12 protein-coding genes are annotated in these 13093 nt (G+C 70.6%); 3 read left to right on the forward strand and 9 right to left on the reverse strand.

The annotated features are described in order from the left end of the window. Positions 1-295: 295 nt before the first annotated feature. From ACGF3H_RS24880 to thyX, 3 genes are all read right to left on the reverse strand, one after another. Complete coding sequence (locus tag ACGF3H_RS24880) at positions 296-1981, reverse strand: ribonuclease J (RefSeq protein ID WP_362500654.1); 1686 nt, start codon at positions 1979-1981, stop codon at positions 296-298. Between the two features lie 162 nt (positions 1982-2143). Beyond that, complete coding sequence (dapA, locus tag ACGF3H_RS24885) at positions 2144-3043, reverse strand: 4-hydroxy-tetrahydrodipicolinate synthase (protein ID WP_362500656.1); 900 nt, start codon at positions 3041-3043, stop codon at positions 2144-2146. A gap of 210 nt (positions 3044-3253) precedes the next feature. Further along, positions 3254-3994: an FAD-dependent thymidylate synthase gene (gene thyX / locus ACGF3H_RS24890; protein WP_362500658.1), complete on the reverse strand. Its 741-nt coding sequence runs from the start codon at positions 3992-3994 to the stop codon at positions 3254-3256. Between the two features lie 174 nt (positions 3995-4168). Between thyX and ACGF3H_RS24895 the strand changes: the two genes are divergently transcribed. Next, positions 4169-4408, forward strand: a complete 240-nt coding sequence (locus ACGF3H_RS24895) for a hypothetical protein (RefSeq protein WP_362500660.1) — start codon at positions 4169-4171, stop codon at positions 4406-4408. A gap of 113 nt (positions 4409-4521) precedes the next feature. After that, a complete protein-coding gene (locus tag ACGF3H_RS24900) occupies positions 4522-5076 on the forward strand; it encodes a hypothetical protein (protein WP_362500662.1) in 555 nt (184 codons plus the stop codon). A gap of 177 nt (positions 5077-5253) precedes the next feature. Here ACGF3H_RS24900 and ACGF3H_RS24905 read toward each other — a convergent pair whose 3' ends face one another. The 5 genes from ACGF3H_RS24905 to rpsO form a co-directional block, all read right to left on the reverse strand. Beyond that, the gene (locus ACGF3H_RS24905; RefSeq protein ID WP_393588694.1) at positions 5254-5709 is read right to left on the reverse strand and encodes a hypothetical protein; all 456 of its coding nucleotides are present in this window, start codon (positions 5707-5709) and stop codon (positions 5254-5256) included. Positions 5710-5712: 3 nt separating this feature from the next. Next, entirely contained in the window at positions 5713-6465 is a 753-nt protein-coding gene (dapB, locus tag ACGF3H_RS24910) for a 4-hydroxy-tetrahydrodipicolinate reductase (protein ID WP_362500106.1), read from the reverse strand. 23 nt (positions 6466-6488) lie between these two features. Further along, positions 6489-7868: a pitrilysin family protein gene (locus ACGF3H_RS24915; protein ID WP_362500107.1), complete on the reverse strand. Its 1380-nt coding sequence runs from the start codon at positions 7866-7868 to the stop codon at positions 6489-6491. Then, positions 7865-10084: a polyribonucleotide nucleotidyltransferase gene (locus ACGF3H_RS24920; RefSeq protein WP_362500108.1), complete on the reverse strand. Its 2220-nt coding sequence runs from the start codon at positions 10082-10084 to the stop codon at positions 7865-7867. Before ACGF3H_RS24920 ends, ACGF3H_RS24915 begins: the two co-directional genes overlap by 4 nt. A gap of 326 nt (positions 10085-10410) precedes the next feature. Continuing rightward, positions 10411-10698, reverse strand: a complete 288-nt coding sequence (rpsO, locus tag ACGF3H_RS24925; RefSeq protein ID WP_006130415.1) for a 30S ribosomal protein S15 — start codon at positions 10696-10698, stop codon at positions 10411-10413. A 302-nt stretch (positions 10699-11000) separates the two neighbouring features. Here rpsO and ACGF3H_RS24930 point away from each other — a divergent pair, with 302 nt between their 5' ends. Next, positions 11001-11297 (forward strand): DUF397 domain-containing protein, encoded by a 297-nt coding sequence (locus tag ACGF3H_RS24930; protein ID WP_362500109.1) that lies wholly within the window; start codon positions 11001-11003, stop codon positions 11295-11297. A 123-nt stretch (positions 11298-11420) separates the two neighbouring features. Here the strand turns inward: ACGF3H_RS24930 and eccD are convergent, their stop codons facing one another. Then, positions 11421-12932, reverse strand: a complete 1512-nt coding sequence (eccD, locus tag ACGF3H_RS24935; protein WP_362500143.1) for a type VII secretion integral membrane protein EccD — start codon at positions 12930-12932, stop codon at positions 11421-11423. Between the last annotated feature and the right edge of the window lie 161 nt (positions 12933-13093).

Genomic DNA, 13093 nt, shown 5'->3' on the forward strand with positions numbered 1-13093 from the left:
TCTCGGGCTTTCCTCCGGGCGCTTCCCTTCGGTCTTGCGTTTCCGACTCTATCAGATCGTTTTCCGATCCGATTTCCTCGGTGCTTTCCAGGTTCCCGCTTTCGCGTTTCCCTTTCCGGCGGTTCCGACTTTATCAGAGATTCTGAGTCGGATTTCCCGCCCCCGGGGCGGTTCCGAACCACGAAGTGGTCGGGTCCCCGTCCGAGCGGAGATGTAAACGTACTGGAGCGGGGCGCCCCGATGCAAATCGGGGCGCCCCGCTCCTCGTTCACGCGGTCGTGGGTCCGACGGACCGTCAGACCTCCACGACCACCGGGAGGATCATCGGCCGGCGTCGGTACTTGTCCGACACCCACTTGCCGAGTGTCCTGCGGACCAGCTGCTGGAGCTGGTGGGGTTCGACGACCCCGTCCTGCGCCGAGCGCTCCAGGGCCTCCGTGATCCGGGGCAGGACGTCGGCGAAGGCCGAGTCCTCGATACCCGAGCCGCGCGCCTGGACGTGCGGGCCACCGGTGATCTTTCCGGTCGAGGAGTCGATGACGGCGAAGACCGAGATGATGCCCTCGTCGCCGAGGATCTTGCGGTCCTTGAGGGCCGGCTCCCCGACGTCGCCGACGGAGAGGCCGTCGACGTAGACGTACCCCGCCTGGACCTTGCCGGAGATCTTCGCCTTGCCCTCGACGAGGTCGACGACGACTCCGTCCTCGGCGATGACGATGCGGTCGTGCGGGACGCCGGTGAGGGCGCCCAGTTCGGCGTTGGCCCGCAGGTGGCGCCATTCGCCGTGCACCGGCATCAGGTTCTTCGGGCGGCAGATGTTGTAGAAGTACAGGAGCTCGCCGGCGGACGCGTGGCCCGAGACGTGCACCTTGGCGTTGCCCTTGTGGACGACGTTGGCGCCCCAGCGGGTCAGGCCGTTGATCACACGGTAGACCGCGTTCTCGTTGCCCGGGATGAGGGACGACGCCAGGATCACCGTGTCGCCCTCGACGATGCGGATCTGGTGGTCCCGGTTGGCCATGCGGGACAGGGCGGCCATTGGTTCGCCCTGGGAGCCCGTGCAGACCAGGACCACTTCGCTGTCCGGCAGGTCGTCGAGGGTCTTGACGTCCACGACCAGGCCCGGCGGGACCTTCAGGTAGCCGAGGTCACGGGCGATGCCCATGTTGCGGACCATGGAGCGGCCGACGAACGCGACCCTGCGGCCGTACTCGTAAGCGGCGTCCAGGATCTGCTGGATCCGGTGGACGTGGCTGGCGAAGCTCGCCACGATGATGCGCTTGCGGGCGCCGGCGAAGACCTGGCGCAGGACGTTGGAGATGTCCCGCTCGGGCGGGACGAAGCCCGGGACCTCGGCGTTCGTGGAGTCGGCGAGGAGCAGGTCGATGCCCTCCTCGCTCAGGCGCGCGAAGGCGTGCAGGTCCGTGAGGCGGCCGTCCAGCGGGAGCTGGTCCATCTTGAAGTCGCCGGTGTGGACCGCCATGCCCGCGGGGGTGCGGATGGCGACGGCCAGCGCGTCCGGGATCGAGTGGTTCACCGCGACGAACTCGCAGTCGAACGGGCCGATGCGCTCGCGGTGCCCCTCCGCCACCTCCAGGGTGTAGGGGCGGATGCGGTGCTCCTGGAGCTTGGCCTCGATCAGGGCGAGGGTCAGCTTGGAGCCGATCAGCGGGATGTCCGGCTTCTCGCGGAGGAGGAAGGGGACGCCGCCGATGTGGTCCTCGTGGCCGTGGGTGAGGACGATGCCCTCGATGTCGTCGAGGCGGTCCCGGATGGACGTGAAGTCCGGCAGGATCAGATCGATTCCGGGCTGCTCCTCCTCGGGGAAGAGCACTCCGCAGTCGACGATCAGCAGGCGGCCGCCGTACTCGAAGACCGTCATGTTGCGGCCGATCTCGCCGAGGCCTCCCAGCGGGGTGACCCGGAGGCCGCCTGCGGGGAGCGCCGGGGGACGGCCCAGTTCAGGGTGCGGATGACTCAAAAGACTCTCCTCAACCACACGCGCCACGTACCGGTGGGCACGTGGCGCGCGTGACGTTCGTGCAGAAGCAGTTGTCGTGGTGGGGTGCAGGCACCGGTGGCCTGCGTATTCAGTTGTGAAGCCGTTGTGGCACCTGGCGGTGCGGTGGTGCGAAGTCCGTTGTCAGAGCTGTACCCCGCCGGCAGCAAGATCGATCTTGAGCTGTTCCGTTTCCTCTGCGGTGAGCTCGACCATGGGCGCGCGCAGGGGGCCCGCGGGCAGGCCCTGGAGGGTGAGCGCGGCCTTGGTGGTCATGACGCCCTGGGTGCGGAACATGCCGGTGAAGACCGGGAGCAGCTTCTGATGGATCTCCAGTGCCTTCTGCACGTCACCGGCGACGAAGGCGTCCACCATGGCGCGCAGCTCGGGGGTGACGACGTGGCCGACGACCGAGACGAAGCCGACGGCGCCGACGGAGAGCAGCGGGAGGTTCAGCATGTCGTCGCCGGAGTACCAGGCGAGTCCGGAGCGCGCGATGGCCCAGCTCGCGCGGCCGAGGTCGCCCTTGGCGTCCTTGTTGGCGATGATCCGCGGGTGCTGCGCGAGGCGGACGAGCGTCTCCGTGTTGATCGGGACACCGCTGCGGCCGGGGATGTCGTAGAGCATGACGGGCAGCTCGGTGGCATCGGCGATGGCCGTGAAGTGGCGGTACAGGCCCTCCTGCGGGGGCTTGTTGTAGTACGGCGTGACGAGCAGCAGGCCGTGGGCGCCGACGCGCTCGGCGGCGCGGGCCAGCTCGATGCTGTGCTGGGTGTTGTTCGTGCCCACTCCGGCGACGACGTGGGCGCGGTCGCCGACGGCCTCCAGGACGGCTCGTACGAGGTCCGCTTTCTCCGCGTCGCTGGTGGTGGGGGACTCGCCCGTGGTGCCGTTGATGATCAGGCCGTCGTTGCCTGCGTCCACCAGGTGGGCGGCGAGCCGCTGCGCGCCGTCGAGGTCGAGTGCGCCGTCCGCCGCGAAGGGCGTGACCATGGCGGTGAGGACCCGCCCAAAGGGGGTCTGCGGAGTGGAGGTCGGAGCCATGGGTTACACGCTACTCGTTGCTCAGGGCGGGGTCTGCCCTCGGGGGAGGCGGCAGATCGGCACGGAGGTGGAGCCCGGCACTGCCTGCTCGGGGGTTCAAGCAGTGCCGGGTCCCTTTGATCAGGCTAGATGAACTTCTCCAAACGCCGCAATCGGGACACTTCGGGCGGCTGATGCGCACATCTGTGCCTGACGGGCGCCGGCGGCGGGCTACGGCGCCACGCGACCGTTCGCGTTGAAGGCGGCGTAGGTCAGCGGCATGAGCCGCGCCCACTCCTCCTCCATCTTCTCGCCCACCATCTCGATCTCCCGCTGCGGGAAGGACGGCACCTTCGCCAGCTCGTGCTGGGTGCGCAGACCGAGGAAGTGCATCAGCGAGCGCGCGTTGCAGGTGGCGTACATCGACGAGTACAGGCCGACGGGGAGCACCGCGCGGGCCACCTCGCGGGCGATGCCCGCCGCGAGCATCTCCTGATACGTCCGGTAGGCCTCGCGGTAGGAGTCCTCCATGGACCGGCTGACGAGTTCGTGCTGCTCGGCGGTGCCCTCGACGAATACGTACTTGCCCGGGCGGCCCTGCTGGACCAGCTTGCGCTCGGCGCCCGGCACGTAGAAGACCGGCTGGAGCTCCCGGTAGCGGCCGGACTCCTCGTTGTAGGACCAGCCGACGCGGTGCCGCATGAACTCGCGGAAGACGAAGATCGGGGCGCTGATGAAGAAGGTCATCGAGTTGTGCTCGAACGGGCTGCCGTGCCGGTCCCGCATCAGGTAGTTGATCAGGCCCTTCGAGCGCTCCGGGTCCTTCTTCAGCTCGTCCAGGGACTGCTCCCCGACGGTGGAGACGCGGGCGGCGAACAGCACGTCGGAGTCGGTCGCGCTGCTCTTGACCAGCTCGACGGTGATGTCGCCGCGGAGGTCGATCTTGTAGTCGTCGGCGGGGATGTCGGTCACGGGTGGAGGGCCTTCCCATTGTGTCGCTTGGCCAGGCCACTCTACGGCCCGCCGAACGGGGCGATCGGTGCCGTGCGGCGATGAAGTCGGTGAATCCGGGCACCCGCGGGGGCGTTCGTTCGTCTGTATGAGTAACAGCGATTCGCTTGATCCCTGAAGGGAGACGCACCTCCGATGATCCGCCGGCGTGAACCCGTGCCGTTCGCCTTCGTCGCCGAAGCCGACAGGTTCCGCAGCAATGTCACTCCTCCGCCCCGCGAGCGGGCGTCCCTCGGCCAGTTGGCCGGGCGCTGGCTGCTGGGCCTCACCGTGGTCGCCGGGCTCGCGGGATCCCTGCTGATCGGGATGCCCGCGTTGTCGGCCGACCAGCCCTCGTCGCACCAGCAGCAGTCACAGGCGTCCGACGGGCGCTGAGGCGGCATCCGGCCGGTCCTGACTCCATCCGGGGCCCCGAAGGTGGTGACCGGAGACACAGGTCGGTAGCCTCACCGGGCACAGCACATGCCATGGACGAGTGAGGACCAGCCGTGCCCCTGCCCTTCCTGACGGCCGACCGCGCCTTCGACGCGGTCGAGGACGTCGCGCTGCCGTACGACGACCGCGACCAGTGGCGTCGGCCCTACCGGCCGGGGCCGTGGCGGGTGGGGGCGGCGGCGCTGACGCTGCTGCTCGCCTCCTTCGTGCTCTTCGCCGCGGTCATCATCGCGGTGACGGACTCGCCGTCCTCGGCCGGCGTTGTCTTCGCTGTCGCCCTCGTCATGATCGTCTGCGCCCTGCGGCTGCTGCGCATGGGCGTCTGGGTGAGCGCGCGGGGGGTGCGCCAGGTGGGGTTCTTCACGACCCGGACAGTGGCCTGGCAGCAGGTCGCCACCGTACGGACGGTGCAGCAGCCGGTCCGGTGGCTGGGTCTGCCGCGCACGGTGCAGGGGCAGGCGCTGCTCCTCGTCCGGCAGGGCCGGGCCGGAGACGCCTCGCCCGCGTTGATGACCAGCCACAACGCGGACTTCCTCGCCCGGCCGGAGGCCTTCGACCGGGCCGCCGACACCGTGGAGGCGTGGGCCGCGGAGTACCGGCGGGGCTGAGCCGGAGCGTATGGAAACGCCGGTGGCCCGGTCCGCGGACCCGGGGCGGGCCGCCGGGGCCCCGCCCCCGTGGCTGCCGTGCCCCCCGGCGCCCGGCCGGGGGGGCCCGGCCCCCCCCCCCCCCCCCCCCGCCCCGGGGGGGGCGGGGGCCGCGGGCCACCGGCGTTTCCATACGCTTCAGGCGGTCTCGACCCGGGTGTGGTCGTGCAGGGCGATCGCCCGCTGCATCGCCTTGCGGGCGCGCGGGGTGTCCCGGGCGTCCTGATAGGCCACGGCGAGCCGGAACCAGCTGCGCCAGTCGTCCGGTGCCGCCTCCGTCTCGGCCTTGCGGCGGGCGAAGACCTCGTCGGCCGAGTCACGGTCGATGCGGCCGCTGGGCGTGCGCTTCAGCTCGTCGACGGGCAGTCCGCCCTCGGCGTCGAGTTCGGCGGCGAGCTGGTTGGCGCGGCGGACGAACTGGGTGTTCTTCCACAGGAACCACAGGCCGATCACCGGGAGCACCAGCACCGCCAGGCCGAGGGTGACGGTGAGCGGGGTGCCGGCGTCGATGAGCATCACGCCGCGGCTGCCGACCAGGGCGAAGTAGAAGACCAGGACGGCGGCCGTGATGACGTAGGAGATCTTCGCGCGCATGCCTCAGCCCAGGTCCAGGAAGTGTTCCAGGCCGAAGGTGAGGCCCGGAGCGGCCACCACTCGCCGGGCGCCGAGCAGGATGCCCGGCATGAAGCTGCTGTGGTGCAGGGAGTCGTGCCGGACGGTGAGGGTCTCGCCCTCGCCACCGAGCAGGACCTCCTGGTGCGCGAGCAGGCCGCGCAGGCGGACCGCGTGCACCGGGACGCCGTCCACGTCGGCGCCGCGGGCACCGTCCAGGGCGGTGGCAGTGGCGTCGGGCGCCGGAGCGACGCCTGCCTTCTGCCGTGCCTCGGCGATGAGCTGCGCGGTGCGCGTGGCGGTGCCGCTGGGGGCGTCGACCTTGTTCGGGTGGTGCAGCTCGACGACCTCGACGGACTCGAAGTACGGGGCGGCGATCTGCGCGAACCGCATGGTCAGCACGGCCCCGATGGAGAAGTTGGGCGCGATGAGCACGCCCGTCTCCGGGGAGGCGTCGAGCCAGCCCCTGAGCTGCGCGAGGCGCTCGTCGGTCCAGCCCGTGGTGCCGACGACGGCGTGGATGCCGTGCCGTACACAGAACTCGAGGTTGTCCATGACCGACGCCGGGGTGGTCAGCTCGACCGCGACCTGTGCGCCGCTGTCGGTCAGCGCGTCCAGCGAGTCGCCGCGGCCCAGCGCGGCGACCAGTTCCATGTCCTCGGCGGCCTCGACCGCCCGCACCGCCTCGGAGCCGATGCGGCCCTTGGCGCCGAGGACGGCCACGCGCAGCTTGCTCATGTCTGTTGCTTCCTTACCGGGGGTTAGGCGACGGCGTCGTGCAGACGGGACGCCTGCTTGTCCTTCAGCGGGCCGATGACCGACAGCGAGGGCCGCCGGCCCAGGACGTCGCGGGCGACGGCACGGACGTCGTCCGGCGTGACCGAGGCTATCCGGGTCAGCATGTCGTCGACGGACATCTGCTCGCCCCAGCACAGCTCGCTCTTGCCGATGCGGTTCATCAGCGCGCCCGTGTCCTCCAGGCCGAGGACGGTGGAGCCCTGGAGCTGGCCGACGGCGCGGCCGATCTCGTCGTCGGACAGCCCGTTCGCGGCGACGTGGTCGAGTTCGTCGCGGCAGATCTTCAGCACGTCGTGGACCTGGGAGGGCCGACAGCCCGCGTACACGCCGAAGAGGCCGCAGTCGGCGAAGCCCGAGGTGTACGAGTACACGCTGTAGGCCAGGCCGCGCTTCTCACGGACCTCCTGGAACAGGCGCGAGGACATGCCGCCGCCGAGGGCGGTGTTCAGGACGCCCAGCGCCCAGCGGCGCTCGTCGGTGCGGGCCAGGCCCGGCATCCCGAGGATGACGTGCGCCTGCTCGGTCTTGCGGCCGATCAGCTCGACGCGGCCCGCGGTGCGCAGGGCGCGCCGGCCTTCGCGCGGGGCGATGGGCGCGGCCACCGGGTCCCTGAAGGCGCCGGCCTTCTCGAACGCCGCACGGACCTGGCGTACGACCTTGGCGTGGTCGACGTTGCCTGCGGCGGCGACGACCAGGTGGGTCGGGTCGTAGTGCTTCCGGTAGAAGCGGCGGATGCGGTCGGCGGTGAGGGCGTTGACCGTGTCGACCGTGCCGAGGACGGGCCGGCCGAGGGCGTTGTCGCCGAACATGGTGTGCGCGAACAGGTCGTGCACGCAGTCGCCCGGGTCGTCCTCGGTCATGGCGATCTCTTCGAGGATGGCGCCGCGCTCGACGTCGACGTCCTCCTCGCGGATCAGGGAGCCGGTCAGCATGTCGCAGACGACGTCGATGGCCAGCGGCAGGTCGGTGTCGAGCACGCGCGCGTAGTAGCACGTGTACTCCTTGGCCGTGAACGCGTTCATCTCGCCGCCGACCGCGTCGACGGCGGCGGAGATGTCCAGGGCGGACCTGCGGGACGTGCCCTTGAAGAGCAGGTGCTCCAGGTAGTGGGTGGCGCCGTTCAGCGCGGGGGTCTCGTCGCGGGAGCCGACGTGCGCCCAGATGCCGAAGGTCGCGGAGCGGACCGAGGGCAGGGTCTCGGTGACGATGCGCAGGCCGCCGGGGAGGGTGGTCTTGCGGACCGTGCCGATGCCGTTCTCGCCCTTGATCAGGGTTTGGGTACGGGCGACGGCCCGCGCCTCGGAGGAGGTGCGGGCCGTCGCCTGGGAGCTGCTCGACGTCACTTGTCGGTGTCGTCCTTCTGCTCGTCAGAGCCTTCCTCGCCCTCGATCACGGGGATCAGGGAGAGCTTGCCGCGGGAGTCGATCTCGGCGATCTCGACCTGGACCTTCTGGCCCACGCCGAGGACGTCCTCGACGTTCTCCACGCGCTTGCCGCCGGCGAGCTTGCGGATCTGCGAGATGTGCAGCAGACCGTCCTTGCCGGGCAGCAGGGAGACGAACGCGCCGAAGGTCGTCGTCTTCACGACGGTGCCCAGGTAGCGCTCGCCGACCTCGGGCATCGTCGGGTTGGCGATGCCGTTGATCGTGGTGCGGGCGGCCTCGGCGGCCGGACCGTCGGCGGCACCGATGTAGATCGTGCCGTCGTCCTCGATCGTGATCTCGGCGCCCGTGTCCTCCTGGATCTGGTTGATCATCTTGCCCTTGGGGCCGATGACCTCACCGATCTTGTCGACGGGGATCTTCACGGTGATGATCCGCGGCGCGTTCGGGGACATCTCGTCCGGCGTGTCGATCGCTTCCATCATCACGTCGAGGATGTGGAGGCGGGCGTCACGGGCCTGCTTGAGGGCGGCGGCCAGGACGGAGGCGGGGATGCCGTCCAGCTTGGTGTCGAGCTGGAGGGCGGTCACGAACTCCTTGGTGCCGGCCACCTTGAAGTCCATGTCGCCGAAGGCGTCCTCCGCACCGAGGATGTCGGTGAGGGCGACGTAGTGCGTCTCGCCGTTGATCTCCTGGGAGATCAGGCCCATGGCGATACCGGCGACGGGGGCCTTCAGGGGCACACCGGCGTTCAGCAGCGACATGGTGGAGGCGCAGACCGAGCCCATGGACGTCGAGCCGTTGGAGCCGAGGGCCTCGGACACCTGGCGGATCGCGTACGGGAACTCCTCGCGCGTCGGCAGCACCGGCACGATCGCGCGCTCGGCGAGGGCGCCGTGGCCGATCTCGCGGCGCTTCGGGGAGCCGACGCGGCCGGTCTCGCCGACGGAGTACGGCGGGAAGTTGTAGTTGTGCATGTAGCGCTTGCGGGTCACCGGGGAGAGGGTGTCCAGCTGCTGCTCCATGCGGAGCATGTTGAGGGTGGTGACGCCCAGGATCTGGGTCTCGCCACGCTCGAACAGGGCGGAGCCGTGGACCCGCGGGATGGCCTCGACCTCGGCGGCCAGGGTGCGGATGTCGGTGACACCGCGGCCGTCGATGCGGGTCTTCTCCTTGATGACGCGCTCGCGGACCAGGGACTTGGTCAGCGCGCGGTACGCGGCGGAGATCTCCTTCTCGCGGCCCTCGAACTCCGGCAGGAGCTTCTCGGCGGCGAGCGCCTTGACGCGGTCCAGCTCGGCCTCGCGCTCCTGCTTGCCGGCGATGGTGAGCGCCTGGGCGAGCTCGGGGCGGACGGCGCCGGTCAGCGCCTCCAGGACGTCGTCCTGGTAGTCCAGGAAGATCGGGAACTCGCCGGTCGGCTTGGCGGCCTTCGCGGCGAGGTCGGACTGGGCGCGGCACAGCACCTTGATGAAGGGCTTCGCGGCCTCGAGACCGGCGGCGACGACCTCCTCGGTGGGCGCCTCGGCGCCGCCCTCGACCAGCTTGATGGTCTTCTCGGTGGCCTCGGCCTCGACCATCATGATCGCGACGTCGCCGTCCTCCAGGGCGCGGCCCGCGACGACCATGTCGAAGACGGCGTCCTCGAGCTCGGTGTGCGTCGGGAAGGCCACCCACTGGCCGCGGATCAGCGCGACGCGGACGCCGCCGATCGGGCCGGAGAAGGGCAGACCGGCCAGCTGCGTCGACGCGGAGGCGGCGTTGATCGCCACGACGTCGTACAGGTGGTCGGGGTTGAGCGCCATGACCGTGGCGACGACCTGGATCTCGTTGCGCAGGCCCTTCTTGAAGGACGGGCGCAGCGGGCGGTCGATGAGGCGGCAGGTGAGGACGGCGTCCTCGGACGGCCGGCCCTCACGGCGGAAGAAGCTGCCGGGGATCTTGCCGGCGGCGTACATCCGCTCCTCGACGTCCACCGTGAGGGGGAAGAAGTCGAGCTGGTCCTTGGGGTTCTTGGAGGCGCTGGTGGCCGACAGCACCATGGTGTCGTCGTCCAGGTACGCCACGGCGGAGCCGGCGGCCTGCTTGGCCAGGCGGCCCGTCTCGAAGCGGATGGTGCGGGTGCCGAACGCGCCGTTGTCGATCACGGCTTCGGCGTAGTGGGTCTCGTTCTCCACTAGTGTTTTCTCCTCGTCTTCGTCCCTCCTCGCCCGTGTGGCGGGGGGACGGTGGCGGAGAAGCGCCCCGTCCTGTGCGGGCCGGTCTTCGATCGAAGCACCCGGGTCTCTTTCCCCGGGGGCCACTACCGAGGACCGGCGGCGGCGAGGTGCGCTCCTCCTCGTTTCGTTCGGTGCGCGTGGTGTGCTCCGCCTGTGCGGGTGCCCACCATGCTGTGTCGTACGTCCTGCGTTGTGCTACCACACTACAAAGCGGCGGTGACACCTCGCACGTACAGCAAAGGGAGCGGCCCCCGAACGATGGGAACCGCTCCCTCCACGGCGTCTTACTTGGCGCCCGCCGCACCGCGGCGGATGCCGAGGCGCTCGACCAGCGCACGGAAGCGCTGGATGTCCTTCTTGGCGAGGTACTGCAGCAGCCGGCGGCGCTGACCGACCAGGATCAGCAGGCCACGGCGGGAGTGGTGGTCGTGCTTGTGGGTCTTGAGGTGCTCGGTCAGGTCGGAGATCCGACGGGACAGCAGAGCGACCTGGACCTCGGGGGAGCCGGTGTCGCCCTCCTTGGTACCGAACTCGGAGATGATCTGCTTCTTGACGGCGGCGTCGAGCGACACGCGTACTCCTCTTTTGTCTTTGGCTGGCCTTCGAGTGCCCCCGGTCTGCTTCTCGGGGGATCTTCCGTGACTCGGAAGGCGGGGATCCGCTGGGCGCGGCCTTCAGGGCACTGGGCTCCGGAGGCGCGTACACAAACGGCCGTCACACAGCGTACCAGCCGGGGCGGACGCCGTTGTCCGTGGCTCGGCGGCCACGTCGTCACCCCTGCCGGTACGGACATCGGCAAACCGCTGAGCTGGGAGAACCCCGCGAAGTAGGGTGACGCGCATCCCGTTGGCACCGCAGGAAGGACCGAGCCCCGATGGCCGACGCCGAGAACACCGAGAGCGCCGAACTGAAGGCGCGCAAGGAGCGGGAGAGGGACGAGCTGTACTCCCTCGACATCTCCGGAGTCGAATGGCACAGCGCGCCCGGCACTGAGGAGCACGAGGAGCGGGTCGAGATCGCCTACCTGCCCGCCGGCGCCGTGGCCATGCGGTCGTCGCTCGACCCGGAGACCGTGCTGCGGTACACGGAGGCGGAGTGGCGGGCGTTCGTCCTCGGCGCACGGGACGGGGAATTCGACCTGGAGCCGGCGCCGGGGAACGGCGCCGGCTGAGGCGGGCGGGCGGCACCGTGCGCGCCGCCCCTCGGACCGGGGCGGCACGGTGTGCGCCGCCCCTCGGACCAGGTGGCAGGCGCACGTACCGCCTCCTGCGGTCACCCGCCGGGGAACGGGCGGTCAGTCGCTCGTCATCGACCGCGCCGAGGCGTACACGTCGAACACCGCCAGCGCGAGGGGGATCAGGGTCAGCAGGACGAAGGCCTCCGCGATCTCCGTGAAGCGGCCCCAGAAGGGCGTGACACCGCGCCGGGGCGTGATCAGGCCGATGGCCGTGACCAGGACGACAGCCGCGGCCACGGCCGCCGCGAGCCAGACGCTGCGGATGTCGAGGGCGGCGGTGTCGCCCTGGAGCGCGTCACGCCAGTACTCCGCGGGCGGGTTCATCGCGAGTCCCAGCCCGAGGAAGACGAGCGAGCCGAGCCCGGCGGCGAGCGTGGCGGCGACCTGCGCGGTGTAGCGGAACAGGTGGGCGCGCATCAGCATCGCGATCCCGGTGGCGAGGGCGAGGAGCTGGGCCCACACGTCGCCGGAGAAGCTGAGGACGATCGCCGCGCCGACCGCGAGGAGCGCGCAGCCGCCGACGAGCCCCGCGAGGAGCTCGTGACCGCGGCGGGCCTGCGCCGCGACGCGTTCGGCGTCGACGGGCTCCGGGGAGACCGTCTCGTCCGTCGTGTAGGAACCGCGCGAGCCGTTGGGCAGCTCGAAGCCGATGGGCAGCCGGGCGAAGCGCATGGACAGACCCGGCAGGAAGGCCAGGGCGCACACCGACAGGGGGGCGCAGATCGCGGCCGTCTCCATGGGCTTGAGCTGCGTCAGCATCGCGATGAAGGTGGTGAGCAGACCGATCGTGGCGCAGAAGACGAACGCCACGAAGGGGCTGTCGCCGCCCGGGGACACGAGCGTGAGCACGACGGAGGCGATCAGGACCGCCGCGCAGGCCAGCAGGAACTGGAGCCGTCCGATGCCCTGGCCGTCGGCGAGCGGCAGCAGTCCCGAGCCCGCCACCGCGATGTTCGGAAGCGCGCCCAGGCCCAGGGCGACCGCGGAGCCGCGGTCGTCGTACACACGGGCGCGGACGCACGCGAACGTGGTCAGCAGGACACCGGTGACCGCGGCGATGATGCCCTGGAGGCTGTGCATGTCGTGGCGGACCTGGGAACTCCACGCCACGAAGGCGAGCAGCACCGGGAGGACGCCCGCGCCGATCAGACCGGCGGTGCGCGTGAGCTCGCCGTCCCAGAGGGCGCGGTCGCGGGTGACGGCCGAGGCGACCGCTTCCGAGACGTCGTCGATGACGGCGGGCGGCAGCGATGCGGCGAAGGGCCGCAGCGTGAGCAGTTCCCCGTCCAGGATGCGCTGGGCCGCGAAGGACCGGGCGCTGTCGAGGACGGTGCCGTCACGGCGGACGAGGTGATAGCCGACCGGCGCGCCCTCGGCGGGGCTCTGCCGGGAGAACCTGAGGATCTCCGGGTAGAGGTCGGCGACCGGTACGTCGTCGGGCAGGGCCACGTCGATGCGGCTGTCGGGAGCCACGATGGTGACCCGGCAGAAGCCGAGTCCCGTGCCTGACCCCGCTGGGACTGTGCTGCCCGGTCCGCCGGCCGCGCCGGCCGGCGCGGAGGCCGTCATGCTCACCTGCTGTTCCCCCTCGTCGGTAATACGGGCTGCGCGCGGTAGCGTTGCGCCTCGCCCACCGGTGGCCATCATGTCCGGCCGTTCCACGCCGCCCGCGATCCCGGGCCGATTCGCAACTGTTCACACGTCTCACGGGCACCCTATCGTCCGCCGTC

It is taken from the genome of Streptomyces sp. NPDC048185 (assembly GCF_043202495.1).
GTDB lineage: Bacteria > Actinomycetota > Actinomycetes > Streptomycetales > Streptomycetaceae > Streptomyces.

Coding starts and splice junctions, on each gene's coding strand:
- dapA (WP_362500656.1), bottom strand. CDS start 3,043: ATGGCTCCGACCTCCACTCCGCAGACCCCCTTTGGGCGGGTCCTCACC.
- ACGF3H_RS24895 (WP_362500660.1), top strand. CDS start 4,169: ATGATCCGCCGGCGTGAACCCGTGCCGTTCGCCTTCGTCGCCGAAGCC.
- ACGF3H_RS24905 (WP_393588694.1), bottom strand. CDS start 5,709: ATGCGCGCGAAGATCTCCTACGTCATCACGGCCGCCGTCCTGGTCTTC.
- ACGF3H_RS24930 (WP_362500109.1), top strand. CDS start 11,001: ATGGCCGACGCCGAGAACACCGAGAGCGCCGAACTGAAGGCGCGCAAG.
- dapB (WP_362500106.1), bottom strand. CDS start 6,465: ATGAGCAAGCTGCGCGTGGCCGTCCTCGGCGCCAAGGGCCGCATCGGC.
- eccD (WP_362500143.1), bottom strand. CDS start 12,932: ATGACGGCCTCCGCGCCGGCCGGCGCGGCCGGCGGACCGGGCAGCACA.